Raw genomic sequence first — 18,740 nt, 5'->3', positions numbered from 1 at the left:
TTCGATGAATCAGTGACGTAGCCGAATCTCGTAAAGTCACCGGCTTTATTGAAAAGATTTTTGTCGCTCGTGACGGATTGCCATTGACGCACTGCCTAATGACGCGCGGGATCCGATCATCGAGGTCGAGTGCCCGGCGTGTGGACGATAAGGTAGTTATGTCCGCGCGGAGTTGCTCAAGAAGCATGGGGCAAGCGTGACGTTCGCCGGCTACGGCGCATATCGGCGCCTGGATGCGACCGCCTTGTGGATGCCGAGGGAGATCGCTGTGGCACTCGGTTCTCATGCCTGCGGGCCAATGGAGACTGTTAGTCAGCGGGAATTAGGCCAGTTTCAGGCCTTTGCGGAGATGGCGCTCAGTTCTTCCAGGTCGAGATCCCGCTCGAGTTCGCGAAGGGTCTCGTCATCGATCTGCCCTGAGCGATGTAGCCGTATGAGTTCTGTTCGACCGACGGCAACCGCCTCCAGAACGACGTCGAAATGAGCATGCAGCATCGGCGCGTAGTCGTCGGTGCGTTCGGCATAGTCGACGATGGCCGTCGCTCGGTGCTCGTACCGTTTCAGCAGTTGCGGATGGATCAGATTGCCTTCACCATTGTAGGCCAGAGTTTTGACCTTTGAGAACTGAACCTGAGCCATTGCCGCTTCCGCCTGGCTCATCGTCATCGGCGCACGCTCGGCTTCAGCTTCTCCCAGACCAGCCCAGGAGATTATAGTTCCAAGTGTCGTGCCTTGTACGAGCACCGTCCCCATGATCACGGCAAACGACATGACGAGGATAAAGTCTCGCCCGGGAAAGTCGTCGGGCAGGCTCAGGGCGAGTGCAAGTGTGACCACGCCGCGGACGCCTGCCCATCCGAGAACCGTCGCGGCCCTCGGTCCCAGCGGAACCGATCTTGCAAGTCGCAGTCTGTTCGCCAGCCTGATCGCGAGATCGGTGCCGAAGACCCACAGGTAACGGGCCACAACAAGCGCGACAAGAATTGCAAGTGCCGGAAACGCCATGGTTTCGATCAGCGCGCCGAAACCGCCGCCGCGGTCGACGATGTCGCGCAGCGATAGACCGATCAGAATGAAGACAGTCGCCTCCATGAGGAAGACGAGAACCGTCCAGAAGGATGTGCCCCGCATGCGCGTCGCCGCCGACATCACGGTGTGCTGGTGCCACGAGGCTATCAGACCCGCTGTGACAGTGGCGATAACACCGGACACATGAAGTTGCTCTCCGAGCAGATAGGCGACCCAGCAAAGCAGCGTCGTCGCGGCGATCATAAGGTAGTCGTCACGTAGTCGCCGGACAAGCTTGACCCAAGCGTAGCCGACGAGGCTACCTACGATGGCACCTCCAACGGCAAGTAGAACAAAGGTCCCAGCAGCGCTGCCTGTGCTGAACGCTCCCGTCGCTGCGGCGGCGACCGTGAACCGGAAGAGGACCAATCCGCTCGCGTCGTTCAGCAGGCTCTCGCCTTCCAGCAGAATCTGAAGGCGTCGCGGCAGGCGAACGTGCTCCAGGACCGCACGCGCCGACACCGCATCCGGCGGAGAGACGATGGCCCCGAGCGCCGCGCAGGCGGCCCACGGCAACGACGGCATGAGAACATGGGTCACAAGAGCCACGATCACGGTTGTGAAGAGCACGGCACCGACTGCGAGCGAGGCAATGCCGAACATGTGGCGTTTCAGCCTATCGACAGCGATGGACCAGGCACCGTCGAACAGAAGCGGCGGAAGGAATATGACCAGCACTAGCTCGGGATCGACGGTGATAGCTGGCAGCCCAGGGACGAAGGCCAGAGTGGCACCGCCTGCAAGCAGCGCGACGGAAGGCGGCAACCCCAGTCGATGGGCGAGATAATGCAGTGCGATGATCGCAAGAAACATCGCGATCACCAGCTCGAACAGATGAGTGCCGTCCATTTGTCTCCCCGTGACCAACGTGCACATCAAATGACGGCTTCGATCAAAACGCAACTGTGGTGTGCGACATCCCTCTCAGAAGTCGGTGGAGACCGAAATTTCGCGCTACTGCCCTATGATCGCATCGTCCGACGCATGCTTGACCTCTATCGCTGCGGCGGTGAACGGGCGGTTCGGCGACGTCGGCGAACGCAACAACTTGTCTGGCGAACTTTTCCTGATCCCCGGGCTCCATGCCGCAATTGAAGCGCAGCCATTGCAGGCAGACGAAAGAGCCGCTCTCGTTGAGATAGCAAACCGCGTGTTCGAAAAGGTCGTCGATCGGATCGAACCCGAGAATAAAAATCTAGCCCGCGAGCTGTGGGTCCCGGTCGAGATGAAGCTTGATGGTGCCGATTACCTCATCGATGCGTTCCTGTGGGATCATGTGGTGGACTTAGCTGTGGAGGCCGATAAGCGGGCCAAGCAGCCACCGAGACAAGGACCTCCTGCAAGCCTCGCTGCTCTCACAGGCGCTCGTGGAGACCCGCCAAGGCGACATGCTTGCCGATGCCTACATTGAGGCTTGGGAACGAGGGAAATCGTGGCAGGAAGCCGTCGCCGCCGGACTGGCAGCAATGCCTGATCTCGGACGACATTCACTGGCGAGCGCTCTCGGTGTTCCGGTAGAAGAACTCGGAAAGGCCAAGGAGTAAAGGATGGCCCTTGCCAGCGTTGCGGCAAGCCGTCGGAAGTCGTCCTCAAGATCGGCCAGCAAGTCGTGAAAGGCGAGGACAAGTATCTGCCGGATCGTCGGCTGTGTCTCGCCTGCTGCGAAATCGAGAAAAAAGGAACTTTGGGAGGCGGGAGTAGGAACATGACAGCTGAAATCGTGCCTGCCGCATCGATCGGAAAACCGCATGGGCGCTCTATCGGGTAGAATGGCGGTTCATCTACCAGGACGATCAAGCGGCCGATGAGATCGCTCTGATCGAAGGCCTTGTGGCCGAATTCGGAAATGGGGAACGACTGCTCGGCACGAAAGGCCCGCCGCCTGCGTTCACGCGTGATCACCGGAGCAAGCCGCTTGAACCTGCCCGAAAGGTCGCTTTCGGCAGCGGCGCGCAGCGCCTTTTGAACAAGGATTGGCGGAGATGGCAGGCAGCATTAGGACTGAGGCCGATAAGCTACTGGCAGAGTTCGAAGAGGCGGGCACTACCCACGAAATCCTAAAAGTCATCCGCTGTTGTAGAGTCGCGCACGGCACATGTGTTGCGGATTTCGGAAAAGGCCTAGATACCGCATGGCCCATACTTGCCAAATGCACAACCAAGATGGGCCGCCTGGTTATCTCAGTCATGGAACAAAGGCCACATAACATCATTCACCTTCCGAGATCGCGGTCGTGTCAACTGGACGCGACGGGGATGGCGAACACGAGGATTTTTCCAGTTTCTCCTTGTGGCCAACGAATTGGCAGGCGAGCGCCCAACCTGTCCGAACGTGATCTCATCCAGCGCCCGCCTAGGGTGGCGACGACGGAAGCCGCTTCGGCTCGGCCGGCCAGCTCGGCGTTGTCCGCTTGAAAGCGCCGGGCCGACGGCCGCGGCGCTCTCGTTGCAACTACTGGCGCGCTGTAAGGTCGTCCGGAAGTTCGGCGTTGTGGAACTTGCGGTAGATGTCACGGAGAACCTTGTTGTCAAAGTTTACCTTCACCCACTGATCGAGCCAGCCTTTCAACTCATTTTCGCCCTTCGGGATACCGATGCCGAGATTGGTCTCTTTCTGCGTGAACTTCAGCTGCAGCGGGTTGCTCGCCATCTTCTTATTGATGCCGTTTATGACCGCCGACTGGCTCGACAGGATATCGACCTGGCCGGAAACAACCGAGGTGATCAGCGTCGCATCGTCTTCGAAGCGGACGATATCGGCATCCTTGGCCTTTGCGGTGATATCCTGATCGTTCGTTGTCGCCCGCGTCACGCCGACGCGCTTGCCAGCCAGATCTGTATAATCCTTGATTGCAACGTCGGCCGGTCCGGCAACGACGAGGGCCAGAGTTGCGTAAGGAACGGAATAGTCGATCGCCTTCTTGCGCTCCTCGGTGATGCCGAGGGACGAAACGACCATGTCGGCCTTTCCGGTCTGGACTGACGGTACACGGGCGGCATTGGTAATTTCGACCAGTTCCAGCTCCACGCCGAGATCATGTGCGATCAGCTTTGCGGTTTCGACGTCCGAGCCGGTTGGCTTCAGGTTTTCGTCAACGAAGGAGTATTCCGGAATACCCATCGCCACCGCGATGCGCACCTTGCCCGCCTTCTTGATATTGTCGAGCACGTCCGCATTTGCAGCCGATGCCAGCGCTAACAGGCTCGCTCCTGCGATAAAAGCCAGTTTCGAAATCAACTTTGTCGGCATATGAGACTCCTCTCTCGTTTACCTGATTGATGCTGCGCTTGGCGCAGGTACTCCTCCTCAGATTCAAAGCTCTTCGGCCATGAATTCCTTCAATTCCGGAGTTTGCGGATTCGAGAGGATATCAGCCCCACCCGTCTCCCAAACCTTTCCGGTATGCATGTAGATGACACGATTGGCGGCGCGCTTGGCGAAGCCCATTTCGTGGGTGACGACGATCATCGTCATCCCGCCTCGCGCCAGATCTTCCATAACCCTCAGCACCTCGCCGGTCAGTTTCGGGTCGAGCGCCGATGTTACTTCGTCGAACAGCATTACTTTTGGCTGCATGGCGAGCGAACGGGCAATCGCCACGCGCTGCTGCTGGCCTCCGGAGAGCTGTTCGGGGTAGTTGTCGATCTTTTCCGACAGGCCGACCTTGGCGAGAACCTGTCTGGCGATCTCAAAGGCTTTTTCCTTGCGTATCGATTTCACGCGACGAAGCGCAAGCATGATGTTCTCAGCGACCGTCATGTGGGGGAAGAGATTGTAGCTCTGGAACACCATGCCGATGTCGCGGCGCAGGGCTCGCAGATCGAGCTTCGGATCCTCGACGCGGTGACCGCAGACTTCAATCGTTCCATCCTGGATCGTTTCCAGCCGGTTGATGCAGCGGAGGGCTGTGCTCTTGCCGGAGCCCGACTGGCCGATCAACGCGACGACTTCGCCAGTGTTGATTTCAAACGAGACGCCTTTCAGCACCTCCAAGGCACCGAAGCGCTTGACGACATTGGTGAGTTTAACGGCGGCCGACATTGAGTTTCCTCTCAAGCGAACGGCTCCAGACCGACAGCGGGTAGCAGACGCAGAAGTAAAAAAGCGCTGCGATACCAAAGACCAGGAAGGGCTGAAACAGGGAGTTGTTGATGACCTGGGCCGCGCGCGTCAGTTCAAGGAAGCCAACGACAGAGGCGAGCGAGGTGTTCTTGACGAGTTGCACGAGGAAGCCGACCGTCGGCGGCGTGGCGATCTTCAGGGCCTGCGGCAGGATGACGTCAAGCAGCGCCTGCCAGCGTGTCAGCCCCATGCATTCGGCGGCCTCGAACTGCGTCTTGGCGATTGATTCCACCGATCCGCGCCAGATTTCGCCGAGATAGGAACTCGAATAGACCATCATGCCGAGGCCGGCGGCGACAAGCGGCGGCACCGAAATACCGAAGACACCGAGACCGAAATAGAGGAGGAACATCTGAATCAGGAGCGGTGTGCCCTGGACGATCTGGATGTAGACCAGCGCCGTGCGCCGCAGCCAGCGCAAGCGCGAGATGCGCATGAGCATGACGAAGAAACCAGCTATGCCGCCAAGGATAAAGGCGAGTGCCGAAAGCACCACGGTCCAAAGCAGACCGTCCAGCAGGTAAAAGAGGTGATTGGTTGAAAACGCGCCGAGCATCGTCACCTCACACTCCGAGCCCGAGCCGACGGCGGCGCGGGAATGCGATGAGGCCGATCCCGAAGAAGGCGACACGCATCAGGTAGGTAATTGCGATATAAAGAAAAGCGACAACGAAATAGGTTTCCAGCGAGCGGAAGGTGTTCGACTGGATGTTGTTGGCAACGCCAGTCAGTTCTTCGGCAGAAATCTGCGAGCAGATCGAGGTCGACAGCATCATCAGGATGAATTGGCTGGACAGAGCGGGATAAACGCGCTCGATCGCCGGCAGAAGGATGATGTCGCGGTAGATCTGGAACCTCGAAAGTCCGAGCGCCTCGGCCGCCTCGATCTGGCTCGGATGGATCGAATCCATGCCCGCGCGAATGATTTCTGCGGTGTATGCCCCGACATTGATCACCATCGCAAACACCGAGGCCGCGATGATGGGCAGACGGAATCCGACGGAAGACAGGCCGAAGAAGATGAAGAAGATCTGGACGATGAACGGCGTGTTGCGCACCGCTTCGATGTACACGCCGACGATTGCACGCAAAACGGCCACATGGGAGCGGCGGGCAATGGCGCAGGCAATGCCGATCGCAAGGCCGATCACCACCGAAAACAACGTGATCTCGATTGTCGTCAGCGCGCCCGACAGGAAATCCCGCCAATAGGGCATCAGCGCCGCAAAATCGAACTGGTACTGCATGTCTCCTCCCAGGCGGCCAGCGGACGCGCGAACTCAGTCAGCCATTCACCGCGCGAGCCAACCGCCATCGACGGGGATCACGGTGCCATGGATATAGTCGGATGCGTTCGACGCCAGGAACACCGCTGCACCGCCAAGCTCCGACGGCATGCCCCAGCGTCCGGCGGGAATTCGCGCCAGGATGGCAGCGCTGCGATCCGGGTCGTCGCGCAGAGCCGTGGTGTTGTTGGTGACGAAGTAGCCCGGCGCGATCGCGTTGACGTTGACGCCCTTGCCCGCCCATTCGCAGGCGAGCAGCCGCGTGATGCCGGCAAGGCCGCTCTTCGACGCTGTGTAGGACGGAATTCGGATGCCGCCCTGGAACGAGAGAAGCGATGCAATGTTGATGATCTTGCCGCTGCCCTTCTCGATCATGTGCCGGCCGGCTGCCTGCGACAGGAAGAAAGCCGTCTTCAGATTGGTGTCGATTACCGCATCCCAGTCTTCTTCGGTGAAGTCGACCGCGTCGGCGCGGCGGATGACGCCGGCATTGTTGACGAGAATGTCCAGGCGGCCCGATACGCGAAGGGTCTCGGAGACGATGTCCTTGACCGGGGCGATGCTGCCAAGGTCGGCCTTGATGGCGTGGAAGCGGACACCAGCCTTGGTAACGAGTGCCTCGGTCTCCTCCATCGAGGAGCGACCGACGGCAACGATCGAGCAACCGGCCTCGGAGAGTGCGAGAGCAATGCCCTGCCCTATGCCCGTATTGGCGCCGGTAACGAGAGCGGTCCGGCCAGAGAGGTCAAATGGATTGGCGGCCATCGTGCTACCTCAGATCCGCAATGGCGATATGGTCCATGTCGGTGAAGCTTTTGTTGTCTCCGGCCATCGCCCAGATGAAGCTGTAGTTTTTGGTCCCGGCACCCGAATGGATCGACCAGGGCGGCGAGATGATCGCCTGCTCGTTGGCGACCAGCATGTGGCGGGTTTGCTGCGGCTCGCCCATGAAGTGGAACACGCGCTGCTCCTTTTCGAGATCGAAGTACAGGTAGGCTTCCATCCGCCGGTCGTGCGTGTGAGACGGCATGGTATTCCAGACACTTCCCTGCTCGATCATTGTAAAGCCCATGGTGAGTTGGCAGGACTGACAAACCTCTGGATGAATGAACTGGTAAATCGAGCGCTTGTTGGCTGTCGCGGCCTCGCCCGGCGTTAGGTGACGGGCCTTGTCGCGGGTCAAGAGCACGGTCGGATGTGTCTCATGAGCGGGCGTCGAGACGAGGTAGAACTTGGCGGGATTTGCCGCATCGGCGCTCTCAAAGGTGACATCCTTGGCGCCCTTCCCGATGTAGAGGCAGTCATACTTGGCAAGATCGTATGCCTTGCCACCGACGATCACGCGACCTTCGCCGCCGACGTTCAGAGCCCCTAGTTCACGCTCGGAAAAAAAGGTCTCCTGGCCGATCTCCTTCGGAGCACCAAGCGCCAGCGCCGCGCCGAGCGGGGTCGCACCCCCGATCACCATTCGATCGTAGTGCGAGTAGGTGAGCCGGATCTCGCCCTGCGAAAAGACGGTCTCGACCAGGAAGTGACGGCGGAGCGTCTCGGTGTCGAAAGCACGGACTGCCTCGGGATGGGAGGCGTGGCGGACTTCGATTTTCATTGATTTCTTTCCTTGCGGTCTACGGATGCCAACGGAGTTTTCGAATCCTCGATGAAATATTTGGGATCCCAGATTTCGGACGTCTCGACCTCGTGCAACAGCTTGCCGAGGTGGAACCCCATGGCCGAGGCGGCTCCGGCCCTGTCGCCCTTCCTTATGCAGTCGACGACAACGGAATGCTCTTCAATAACGCGGGCCAGACGACCTTCCTGCGGCAGCGTCAGAAGGCGGTAGCGGTCGCTGTGAACCTTCACCTGCTGAATTATGGCCCAGATTCCGGGGAAGCCGGCGATGTCGCTGATCAGCTTGTGGAAGTCGTTATCGACGACATGGAAGACCGCAACATCATCGTCGCGAACGCAGGCGCTGAGATCGGCAAGATTGCGCTCGAGCGCGCGAATGCCTGGCGGTGTTATCTTTTCTACGGCGATCGAGACAGTTGTATCCTCCAACGCCTTGCGCACAAGGATAGCTTCGTAGAGGGCGCGCCGCGGAATGCGGGAAACGAACGTGCCGGACTGTGGAAACACATCGACAAGCCCGTCATCTGACAACCGCAGCATGGCCTCGCGAATGGGCGTGCGGCTAACGCCAAACTGCGCTTCGAGCTCTTTCTCGTTGAGAAGATCCATCGGCTTGCGGCGGAGCGAAATAATGTCGTCGCGGAGGGCACTGTAGACGAGCGTTGCTGCGCGCGGCGCGGCAGCGCGCTGATGCGAAAGATCGGTGACACCTGCCAATGATCGCTTCTTGCGGACGTCGCTCACGATGTCTGTCCCGTCACGTCAAGATCCTTCCCTCTGACGACTGCCTCGCCGGTCGCCGCCTCACTCTTAGGTAAGTAGTATATTAGTATCCAAGTCGATGCAATGGGCAACTTTGGAAATTGCGGCTTGCTATTGGTTCGGGAATGTTACGCAGCGCGTGACGGACGGGCATGCGCCGCCGTAGCGCTTCGCTCGGTGAACGTCTGGAACCCTGGATTGCGAGCGTCTCAACAAGCTTCAGGTCGATAGGGAACGGGCCTGCCCTCAATTCAGGGATATGCCGAAATCCAAGCCACTGAGGGCAGCCGGCGGCTTTGAGCGCCCAGCGGTCAGGAGGCCGAGAGCTCGATCCTCGGCCAGGTCTTCTCAGCCGAGGTCCCGGCTTCGATCGACGTCGCGTGCCGCTCCCTGAAAGCAGCGGCAAGCGTTTGCAAGGCTTTACGGGAGCGCGCATCGGTCAAGGTCGAGTGAAGAACAATTTCCGAAGACGGAAGCGGCGGCAGGTCGAAGCGCTTGCTCACTTCAATAGTATCTGCGGGCGCGAGGCGACAGGAGAACGGGGCAACGGCCAATCCCGCGGAGACTGCCGCATTAACGGCAGTCGAGACGCCGACGAAAACCTCGACCCAAGGAACACCAACGCCATCAAGTGCGCGGGTGGCGATATCACGAACACCACAGAGCGGCGCAAGCGCCGCCAGCCGAAGCGGCTCGCCTGGCGCGCGTCCAAAACTGGGTGAAGCGAACCAGCCGAAGTGTTCCGGCCCAAGCGTCTCGCCGTCGCGCCGGTCCTCATCGCGCCGGATGATGACGGCATCAAGCTCTCCCCGTTCAAAAGCGCCAAGCAAGTTTCTCGACGTTTCAAGCCGCACCTCAATGCAGAGGCCGGGGTCATGGGCATAAAGACGCGCCAGCAATGTCGGCACTTCAGGTCCGGCGACATGAGCAGCGATGCCAAGTCCAAATCGGCGCCGCGTCGACGACAACCCCGACAGAGCGCGTTCATGGGCAGCGAGAAACTCACGCGCGCCCTCGATAAATGCAGCACCCTGCGCCGAAAGCCGAACCTGCCTCGGCGTCCGCTCGAGCAGCCTGACACCGAGCCTATCTTCGAGCCGTTTCAACTTTACACTGATCGCCCCTTGCGTGCTTCCGAGGAACTCCGCCGCGCGAGTAAAGCTCTGAAAATCCGCAATCGCGACAAAGGACCGAACCGAGTCTATATCCAGCGTCGCCATCGCTATTATCCGTTTTTGTTATCTCTGAAATAGCCAATCATATAATTTAGTTGTGATCAAGTACCAAGTAGAGTGCTCCTGCCTACACGATATCAATGCGTGCGGAGCATATAGAATGGCGAAAACTGGCCTTCCTCGTGCTCCGCTCCACATCGGAAGATCATGAATATGCACCAACCCGTCACCTGCCGCAGCGCACTGGCGCTTGCAGCCGTCTGCTTCTCATCGCTGATGTTTGGCCTCGAAATTTCAAGCATTCCGGCAATCCTTCCGACGCTGGAGAAAGTGCTCGACGCGGATTTCAAACAGCTGCAATGGATTATGAACGCCTACACCATCGCCGTCACAACGGTTCTGATGGCCGCTGGCACTTTGGCCGACCGCTACGGACGCAAGCGGATCTTCCTCGCCGGTATCGGCGCGTTCGGTTTAGCCTCGTTGATCTGCGGGCTGACCGACAACGTTTCGATATTGATCATTGCCCGCGTACTCCAGGGTATGGCCGGCGGCGCAATGCTCATCTGCCAGATCGCCGTTTTGTCACATCAGTTCCAATCCGGCCGCCAGCGCGGGATCGCATTCAGCTGGTGGGGCGTAATCTTTGGGGTCGGCCTCGGTTTTGGCCCAATCGTCGGTGGCGCTACGGTCGCGGTCTTGAGTTGGGAATGGGTATTTCTCGTCCACGTCGGGCTTTCGGGGGTGACGATGGCGCTTGCGCTTGCCGGCGTGCAGGAATCACGCGATCCAAATGCCGATAGCCTTGACAAAACTGGCATTGTCACTTTGTCGGCCGCGGTCTTTAGCCTCGCCTATTTCATTACCCAAGGCCCCGAACTCGGCTTTGCCAGCCTGACGGCCCTGTCGATCCTCGGCATCGCCATCGTCAGTCTGATCGGGTTCGTGATCGCCGAAAGAGTAAGCGCCCGGCCAATGTTCGATTTTTCGGTGTTTCGCATCCGCAGTTTCTCCGGTGCACTGTTGGGCTCGGCCGGCATGAACGTCAGCTTCTGGCCGTTCATGATTTATCTGCCAATCTGGTTTCAGGCCGGCCTCGGATATGACGGCGTGGCGGCAAGCATCGCCTTGCTGGCTTACACGCTTCCACCTCTCGTTGTGCCGCCCTTTGCTGAACGCCTGATGCTTCGCCTGCGTCCGGGGATCGTCATTCCAGCCGGCTTGTTCACGATCGGTCTCGGCTTCCTGATGATGAAGCTCGGCAGCAGCGTTTCCAACGCTGGCTGGCTGACAATGCTGCCAGGTTGCGTGTTGGCGGGCATCGGCCTTGGCTTCACTAATACAACTGTCACCAACGCAGCAACCGGCGCGGTCGCTGCAGAGCGAGCCGGCATGGCCTCGGGCATCGACACCAGCGCCCGAATGATTTCGCTCGCGATCAACATCGCGCTCATGGGTCTCATACTTGTCGAGGGCGTGCTGTCCTCGCTGCAAAGCTCTCTTCTCGGTCAAGTCTCCGACACCGATCTCCGAATGCTCGCGGAAAAAATATCAGCCGGCGGCATGCTGTCTTCCGATCACGGCCTATCGAATACCGTCGTTCATGCGGCATTGCAGCAGGGTTTTGGCTGGGTTATGCTCTACGGCGCGATCGCCGCCTGGCTGTCGGCCGCAGCGAGCATCTTCGTCTTCGGACGCGGCCCAAAGAAGGAACATGCCCTGAGATGCTCGACTGCCAAACAGTCGTGACAAGTGGGTCGAACAGCTCGGTGCACCAGCAGATCGTCGGATGCTGCTCCTCGGGGCGACCTTTGCTGTTTCTCTCCGCGCAAAGATATGGTCCAACGCCATTTTCAAGGCAGCAGCAAACGACAGTCTATCCGTCATGCTCCTCTGTTCGACGCCACGCAACCAGGTCGACTCGCACATCACACGAGCGGGGCAGACCCCGGTCTTCGAATGTCGTGCGGCGAGGTGTTCCACCGGGCACCACCCATGCGTCCCAAATTGCGTCCATTTCGGAAAATGATTTGATATTGCGTAGCCAGATATTGGCGTGGATGAGTTCCGACTTGTCTGTTCCTGCCTCCCTGAGCAGGTTGTCGATGCGATGCAGTATCTCTTTCGTTTGCGCGCCAACTCCAGCGCCCGCAGCATCGGTGGCAGTCAGCCCGATGAATTGTATCGTTTGGACCGGAGAAAACTCGTCCGAAGCGGCTCTCCCCATCGTCATGTTCGTGCAATCCCTGATTCATTCGGCTGCGGGCAGAAACCCGCCGAATAGACAAACTGGAGTCTATCGCGGCCCTTGAATAGGGCGATTTATTTTTTGCTGGTATAACGGGACCTTAAGGCCGGTCGGCCATCGCAGTATGTCGCGAGACGAATTCAACGAGATACCGCACGCCGTCAGACGCATCCGACTGTGCATAAAAACCGATCTCGATGCGCACGGCACCAGGGAGATCCGTCGCCTTGTCGAGCGCGCGACATCCCTCGGGAATCGTGGCTGCAAGCATCGGGCCGATACCGATTCCTACCCGCACGGCTGTGGCCATCGCAACGAGGGTCGATGCAACGCACGCGGTTTTCCATTTTATGTTTCTTTGCGACAAGGTCGCTATGGTCCGGACATTCCAGGGGCAGCTGTCGTCAAACATGATGACCGGCAGAGGCCTGCTCGCATCAACGACAAAATCCGATCTCACAGCCCAGGTCAGATATTCTGTCCAGATCAGGATGGGCTTCCTGCTGAGAACGGTAATATCGCAAACCGCCAGATCGAGTTTTCCCTCTTCGAACATGTCAGCCAAACGTCGATTTGGTTCAACAATAATGTCGATGTCCACCTTCGGATTTTGAACTCTGAAGTCACGAAGGATATCGATCAACCGGCTGGCTGCGAAATCCTCCACGACCCCCAGGCGGATCCGGCCTTCGATCATCTTTCCCGTCAGTCTTCGTCCGACCTCGTCACTGAGCAACACGATCTCGCGCGCATAGGCGACCATGATCTGACCATGAGCCGTCAGTTCCAGTCCTTTGGAAGACCGGGAAAAAAGCGTGACGCCAACAAGCTCCTCCAGTTTACGGATTTGCATGCTGACCGCCGCCTGGGTTCGATGCAGTTTTGCCGCCGCGCCGTTGACGGTCCCGATTTCTGCGACCGTCAGGAATGCCCGCAACAGATAAGAGTCGAGATCAAGCATGAATAACCGCGTTTTCGCCTGTACTACGGGTCGCGTGTCTACAGCGTCCCGGCTGGTTTAGACGTTTGTGACATCCACATCCGCGCGCGACATTGAACGATCTCCAGTCCAGGCGCAACTGCGGCTTCGGGGCAGCCGGGTTTCGCGGGTCAGACGCTCGCTTCATGTCGCGCCCGCAATTGCGCGCCTATCGCTCAAACAGGACGCAAGCTTGTGGCGGCATGGAAACACCCACCTCCTGCCCGCGCTCGAATGAAATGTCCGGACGGTTCTGACAGGCTGAGACGACGCGATCGCCACTGGCAAGTTCTACGAAGACATGTCTGAAGGCACCGAGCATCACGATCTCTGCAACCCGCCCTGTCATGCTAGGTGTCGGGCTGGCCGAGGACGATATCTCAACGCTCTCGGGTCGCACGCAAACCTCGTGCACGCTGCCTCTGTTGCCGGGTGAAGCAACCGGAAATTCCCACCCGGCGTCAGAACGAAACCTGGACAGTGCTCCATTCGAAGCGACGATGGATCCCCTGATCCAGTTTGCTCTCCCCATGAAATCTGCAACGAAGCGCGAACTGGGACGCCAGTAGACATCGTCGGGTTTGCCCGACTGCATGATGGCGCCCCGGCTCATGACAAATATGCGCTCCCCGAGGCTCATCGCTTCTTCCTGGTCGTGGGTTACCACGATTGCGGTTGAACCGACCGCAGCGAGAACGTCCTTCAGCTCGGTGCGCAGTTCGTGCCTGAGCTTGGCATCAAGGGCAGATAGGGGCTCGTCGAGGAGGAGGAGACTGGGATGTGTCGCAAGAGCTCGCGCCAAGGCTACGCGCTGCTGCTGTCCCCCGCTCAACTGATGTGGACGTCGATGCCCGAAACCCGATAGCTGCACAAGCTCCAGCATTTCGGCAACACGTGCGGGGATCTCTGCTGTCGGGTGGCCGCGGTGGCGAAGCCCGTAGCCGATATTCTGTTCAACTGTCATATGCGGGAAGAGAGCGTAGTGCTGGAACAGCAGACCGACATTGCGCTCGTAAGGTTTCAATCCGGCCATCGACTTGCCCGCGATAGTGATCGTGCCGCTATCGGGCCGCTCAAATCCTGCGATTAGACGAAGGATCGTAGTCTTGCCGCAACCACTCGGACCGAGCAGCGCGATCGTTTCGCCGGGCGCCACAGAAAAGGATACGTCACCGAGCGCGACGGTATCGCCGAAGCGCTTGCCGACGCCTCGAAATTCAACGGCAGACATCATCGTACTCTCCTCATGAACGAAACAGACCTTGGCCGACGACGTTGTCGAATCCGACGAGCCGGTCGAGGATAACGATCAGCAGCACAGTTGCCGCCATCAAGACCACAGCTGCAGCAGCTATCGTCAGATCGAAGGCAGCGCGCATGTTGCTGACAAGCGTGACAGGCAAGGTCGTGGCGGACGGGTCACTCAGGAAAAGACTGATTGAAACGTCGTCCATGGAAATGGCGAACGCGAAGATCGCCCCGGTAATAATGCCGGTCTTCATAAGCGGTATCGTGATCGTCCAGAACGCTTGGCGCTCCGTCGCGCCGAGGACCATCGCAGCTTCCGTCAATCGCCTGTCGCTGCCAAGAAGACTGGCAAGACTTGTTCTTATGCAATAGGGCGCGGTCACAATCACGTGGCCAAGAAGCATGCGCGCAAAGCCATTGGTGATACCGGCCTTTGAGAGGAACAGCAGCAAGCCAAATCCGATAACGACGGGAGGGACGACCAAAGGTGACAGGAAGGCCGACGTCAGCGCCGCCTTTCCTGGAAAGCTCCGGCTTACGAGGCCAACTGCCGCAGCTGTCCCGATCGAGACCGACAGGGCCGTGGTCAACACCGCTAGAATGATGCTTGTGCGAAGGCTGGTAAGAATCTCCGCTTGGGAGACAAGTTTTTCGAACCAGTGAAGCGACAGTGCCGGAGGCGGCAACGGACCGAGATAGGACCGGGCGTCGAACGCCATCAGGCACGTCATCGCCAGCGGTACCGCAAGAAACGCTGCTCCGAGCCCGATCACCCCGTAGGCGAGAACACTGGCGATCCCGTCGCCAAATCGCTTGCCGGAAAAACGGATGATCATCTCGAGCCCCTCCACGATTGCGCAAACGTTATGAACGCGATCACCGAAAGCGCTGCAGCGAGCATGACGAGCGAGATCGCAGCTCCACTCGGATAGTTGGCGATGTCGCTGAAGCGCGTGTAGATCACATTCGACACGAACAGGACACGCCCTCTCCCGAGCACCATCGGTATGACGAAGGCACTGATCGCAAAAGTCAGCGAAACGAGGGTGCTAGAAACAAGCGCGGGAAGGCTGAGCGGAAGCGTAATCGACAGATGAGCTTTCCAACCGGGCGCACCGAGCGATTGGGCAGCGTCGAGGAGGCGCGGATCGATCGATTGCATCGCCCCCATCAGCGTCAGCGTCGCGACAGGTATGATCGAGTGAACCAGTCCCGCGATAACGACAAGATTGATGTACTCACGGCTATTCGGCGAAAGGCCCACGCTTAAAAGCAGCGGCCGCAGGATGCCGACCGAGCCGAAAGTCAGTTCGATCGCGTATGTCTTGATCAAGACGCTCGACAGCACAAGCGTTATGAGAAACCCAAGCGTGACTGTACGCATACGCGGTGAAAGCCGCCGCACGATGAAGTAAGCGAGAGGAAAAGCAACGAGCTGCCCGACGATTGCTGCCACGCCACCGATCCAGAATGTCGTGACCAAGACGTTCACGAACGCCTGGTTTGCGAGCTCGTGATAATTCTGGACCGTTGATACGGCGCCTTCGACGGAACCCACGCGTCCCGGTGTGAATTGCTTCAAGCTTTCGATGGCCAGGTTGATCAGTGGCGAAAGAAAACCGAAGGCGAATACGACCAGGGCAGGCCCAAGTGCGATGACCGTGTCGCGGTAGTCCGAAATCGAAATGGCGGCAGAGCGCCGCATGGCTTTGTTCATGATCACAGCCTATTCTCGCTCAACACGCGTCAGAAAAAACTCTCGAAGGCGCACGATGGCGCCCCCGAGAACCTCATCGCTATTGATCAGAGCAACGGCGCGATGTCCTGCTCCCAGCGCTTGGACCAGGCATCCTGCTGCTCAAGAACGACATTGTAATCGGGAACGTAGACCGAACGTGCGAACTCGTCGGGCGTGAAGGCGAGATGCTTCAGATTGTCGGGCGTCATTGCCTTGGCATTGAGCGGCGCTTCGCCCGCCACCTTCGCGTAGAGCGCGTTCATTTCGGGGCTGATGGCGAAGTTGACAAAGTCCAGGGTCGCCTTCGTATTTGGTCTATTCTTCAAGACACCGAAGCCGCTCTGATAGAGGAATGCCTTGAAATTGGCATCCTTGGTAAAGCGCGTAACGGGGAAGTTTTTCGCCACCGCCGCCCAGCCGGGTTCAGCGAAAAAGCCAACCGAGGTTTCCCCGGACGTCAGGGAATTGGTAAAATCGATGTCAGTTACGGCGACCCGGCCAATATTTCCCGATTTTGCAAGCTCTTTCATGAGCTTCCAGCCTGGCTCCATGTTGGTTTCGCTGCCTCCTGCGTGGAGCGCGAGGGCCACGATCTGCAGCATCATGCTCTGCGTCGGACCAGGCCAGCATATGGCGCCCTTCAGGTCGGGGCTCAGAAGATCGTCGATCGTCTTGATGACCAGAGGCGCAGTGTCGGATCGAGCCCCGAAATACATGCCGCCGACTGCGCGGGGGACGGCCTTTATGTTGCCTTTGGCATCCCGAATGATAATTTTTTCCGGGATGTCGGCAAGGTTGGGAATGTCTGCGGGGTTGATGGTCTCCAGCCAGTCTTCTTTGACCATGCTGTTGAAAGAGCCTTCCCATCCGGCGACGTAGTCAAAATCGACGTTTGGCCAAGCCGCTTTTATCTTTGGCAGGATCGCACCCGCCCCACCCTGATGAAGGACCCAGTTGAATGTCGCGCCGTTCTGCGCGGCCGCCACCTGCTTCATGGCTTCGACAACGTCTCCGCCCCATTCGACTGCTGTAAGATCTGCGCTGGTCCCTGCGGCCACCGGCCGTGCAAGCCCCGCAATCGTTCCGGCAGCTCCAAGAGCAACGGCAGATCCCATGAAACGTCGACGTGTCATATTGTGCAACATGGTCAGTTCCCTTGTTGTGGCCGTCACGATGCGGCCTCTTGTTCGAAGGGAAGACTGCTTGGGCGTTGTTGCCGGCGGTAGTGGGAAAAACGTCTCTAGGCTATAACATTTTCTGAATATGTGCCCCTTGTATCTCGTCGGCATGCAGCGTGTGGGTATCAGGAATCGTTATAGTCGCTCTTGAATTTTCGAGGTTCCAAAGGGTTCTCCCCAAAGCGAATGATGGCGCCACGATATCTGAACCGTGGAGCGTATCTTGACGATTGACCAGGATTTTCTGGAGGACTTGCGCAACCGCTTCGGCAACGCAGCCGGCGGCGAAATGCAAGATCCACACTTTCGCGAAGTTGCCGCAAGCGTCTTCAAGGACGGCGACAGCCGCAAGTGGCCGTTTGCGGATCCGGCAACCTTCCTTGATGCGCCATTCATTGAAAATGGCCTGCGACCGGAGGTTCTCGATACGTTGGATGTCGCCTTGATCGGTGTGCCAATGGATCTCGGTGTAACCAATCGTGCCGGCGCACGCCTGGGGCCGCGGGCGGTTCGTGCAATCGAGCGGGTTGGACCCTATGAACACGTCCTCCGGGTTGCGCCCATGGGCAAGATGAAGGTTGCCGATGTCGGCGATGTGCCGATGAGAAGCCGCTTTGACCTCGCTGGATGTCACGCAGACATCGAAGCGTGCTACCGCATGATTTCCGGCACCAGGGCGATACCTCTGTCGGTAGGCGGCGACCATTCGATTTCCGGCGCCATCCTCAAGGGGCTTGCGGCCAACGCGCCAGTGGGTATGATCCATATTGACGCCCATTGCGATACGGCGGGGCCTTACGAGGGTTCGAAATTTCATCACGGAGCCCCCTTCCGGGAGGCCGTACTTGCCGGGGTTCTTGATCCACGACGCACGATCCAGATCGGCATTCGCGGCGGTGGGGAGTATCTCTGGGAATTCTCTTTCGCCTCCGGCATGACGGTTATACACGCCGAAGAGGTCGCTGAAATGGGTATCAAGGCTGTGATCGCCCGAGCTCTCGAGGTTGTTGGATCCGGCCCTACCTATCTCAGTTTTGACGTTGACAGCCTGGATCCTGCTTTTGCGCCTGGAACTGGAACGCCTGAGGTCGGAGGCCTTCTTCCGAGGGAAGCTCTGGCCATGTTGCGAGGCTTTCAAGGGATCAACCTGGTAGGAGGTGACGTTGTGGAAATCGCGCCGCAATACGACCCGACGACCAATACGGCGCAGGTAGCCGCCCAGGTCCTGTTCGAACTTCTATGTCTTGCGATGCTTAGTCCATCCGCACACGCGCGCCGCCTGATGCGGAAATAAACCTCATTCAAAC

18 protein-coding genes are annotated in these 18,740 nt (G+C 58.7%); 3 read left to right on the top strand and 15 right to left on the bottom strand.

The features are described 5' to 3' along the window. Nucleotides 1–333: 333 nt before the first annotated feature. Nucleotides 334–1,917: a Na+/H+ antiporter gene (locus tag ASC97_RS09850; RefSeq protein WP_057468175.1), complete on the bottom strand. Its 1,584-nt coding sequence runs from the start codon at nt 1,915–1,917 to the stop codon at nt 334–336. Between the two features lie 139 nt (nt 1,918–2,056). Between ASC97_RS09850 and ASC97_RS09845 the strand changes: the two genes are divergently transcribed. Next, nucleotides 2,057–2,479 (top strand): hypothetical protein, encoded by a 423-nt coding sequence (locus ASC97_RS09845; RefSeq protein ID WP_156390341.1) that lies wholly within the window; start codon nt 2,057–2,059, stop codon nt 2,477–2,479. Between the two features lie 1,040 nt (nt 2,480–3,519). On the opposite strand, the gene ASC97_RS09840 is transcribed toward ASC97_RS09845, so the two are convergent. From ASC97_RS09840 to ASC97_RS09805, 8 genes are all read right to left on the bottom strand, one after another. Further along, entirely contained in the window at nt 3,520–4,317 is a 798-nt protein-coding gene (locus tag ASC97_RS09840) for a transporter substrate-binding domain-containing protein (protein WP_057468173.1), read from the bottom strand. A 63-nt stretch (nt 4,318–4,380) separates the two neighbouring features. Continuing rightward, nucleotides 4,381–5,109, bottom strand: a complete 729-nt coding sequence (locus tag ASC97_RS09835) for an amino acid ABC transporter ATP-binding protein (RefSeq protein ID WP_057468172.1) — start codon at nt 5,107–5,109, stop codon at nt 4,381–4,383. Continuing rightward, nucleotides 5,093–5,746, bottom strand: a complete 654-nt coding sequence (locus ASC97_RS09830; RefSeq protein ID WP_057468196.1) for an amino acid ABC transporter permease — start codon at nt 5,744–5,746, stop codon at nt 5,093–5,095. Before ASC97_RS09830 ends, ASC97_RS09835 begins: the two co-directional genes overlap by 17 nt. Before the next feature lie 7 nt (nt 5,747–5,753). Continuing rightward, nucleotides 5,754–6,437: an amino acid ABC transporter permease gene (locus ASC97_RS09825; RefSeq protein WP_057468171.1), complete on the bottom strand. Its 684-nt coding sequence runs from the start codon at nt 6,435–6,437 to the stop codon at nt 5,754–5,756. Between the two features lie 45 nt (nt 6,438–6,482). Further along, entirely contained in the window at nt 6,483–7,241 is a 759-nt protein-coding gene (gene kduD, locus ASC97_RS09820; protein ID WP_057468170.1) for a 2-dehydro-3-deoxy-D-gluconate 5-dehydrogenase KduD, read from the bottom strand. A gap of 4 nt (nt 7,242–7,245) precedes the next feature. Beyond that, entirely contained in the window at nt 7,246–8,082 is an 837-nt protein-coding gene (gene kduI / locus ASC97_RS09815) for a 5-dehydro-4-deoxy-D-glucuronate isomerase (protein ID WP_057468169.1), read from the bottom strand. Further along, nucleotides 8,079–8,849 carry a GntR family transcriptional regulator gene (locus ASC97_RS09810; RefSeq protein ID WP_057468168.1) on the bottom strand — a complete coding sequence of 257 codons (771 nt, stop codon included), beginning with the start codon at nt 8,847–8,849 and terminating at the stop codon, nt 8,079–8,081. Before ASC97_RS09810 ends, kduI begins: the two co-directional genes overlap by 4 nt. Nucleotides 8,850–9,178: 329 nt before the next feature. Next, entirely contained in the window at nt 9,179–10,087 is a 909-nt protein-coding gene (locus ASC97_RS09805; RefSeq protein WP_057468167.1) for a LysR family transcriptional regulator, read from the bottom strand. A 162-nt stretch (nt 10,088–10,249) separates the two neighbouring features. Here ASC97_RS09805 and ASC97_RS09800 point away from each other — a divergent pair, with 162 nt between their 5' ends. Beyond that, the gene (locus ASC97_RS09800) at nt 10,250–11,791 is read left to right on the top strand and encodes an MFS transporter (RefSeq protein ID WP_057468166.1); all 1,542 of its coding nucleotides are present in this window, start codon (nt 10,250–10,252) and stop codon (nt 11,789–11,791) included. 127 nt (nt 11,792–11,918) lie between these two features. Here ASC97_RS09800 and ASC97_RS09795 read toward each other — a convergent pair whose 3' ends face one another. The 6 genes from ASC97_RS09795 to ASC97_RS09770 all read right to left on the bottom strand — a co-directional run bounded on the left by ASC97_RS09795 (nt 11,919) and on the right by ASC97_RS09770 (nt 17,400). Beyond that, a complete protein-coding gene (locus ASC97_RS09795; protein ID WP_057468165.1) occupies nt 11,919–12,275 on the bottom strand; it encodes a Rid family hydrolase in 357 nt (118 codons plus the stop codon). A gap of 115 nt (nt 12,276–12,390) precedes the next feature. After that, on the bottom strand, nt 12,391–13,251 hold the full coding sequence (locus tag ASC97_RS09790) for a LysR family transcriptional regulator (protein WP_057468164.1): 861 nt from the start codon (nt 13,249–13,251) through the stop codon (nt 12,391–12,393). Nucleotides 13,252–13,438: 187 nt separating this feature from the next. Then, nucleotides 13,439–14,503: an ABC transporter ATP-binding protein gene (locus ASC97_RS09785; protein ID WP_057468163.1), complete on the bottom strand. Its 1,065-nt coding sequence runs from the start codon at nt 14,501–14,503 to the stop codon at nt 13,439–13,441. 10 nt (nt 14,504–14,513) lie between these two features. Then, the gene (locus ASC97_RS09780; protein WP_057468162.1) at nt 14,514–15,353 is read right to left on the bottom strand and encodes an ABC transporter permease; all 840 of its coding nucleotides are present in this window, start codon (nt 15,351–15,353) and stop codon (nt 14,514–14,516) included. Beyond that, nucleotides 15,350–16,234, bottom strand: a complete 885-nt coding sequence (locus ASC97_RS09775) for an ABC transporter permease (RefSeq protein WP_057468195.1) — start codon at nt 16,232–16,234, stop codon at nt 15,350–15,352. The genes ASC97_RS09780 and ASC97_RS09775 overlap by 4 nt, the downstream gene beginning before the upstream one ends. 86 nt (nt 16,235–16,320) lie before the next feature. Then, a complete protein-coding gene (locus ASC97_RS09770; protein ID WP_057468161.1) occupies nt 16,321–17,400 on the bottom strand; it encodes an ABC transporter substrate-binding protein in 1,080 nt (359 codons plus the stop codon). A 256-nt stretch (nt 17,401–17,656) separates the two neighbouring features. On the opposite strand from ASC97_RS09770, the gene ASC97_RS09765 reads away from it, so the two are divergent. Further along, entirely contained in the window at nt 17,657–18,727 is a 1,071-nt protein-coding gene (locus ASC97_RS09765) for an agmatinase (RefSeq protein ID WP_057468160.1), read from the top strand. The last annotated feature ends 13 nt before the right edge of the window (nt 18,728–18,740 follow it).

This window comes from Rhizobium sp. Root1203, assembly GCF_001424945.1.
GTDB lineage: Bacteria > Pseudomonadota > Alphaproteobacteria > Rhizobiales > Rhizobiaceae > Rhizobium.
The sequence above is the reverse complement of the archived record's forward strand: the minus strand, read 5'-3'. Positions and strand labels throughout refer to the sequence as shown.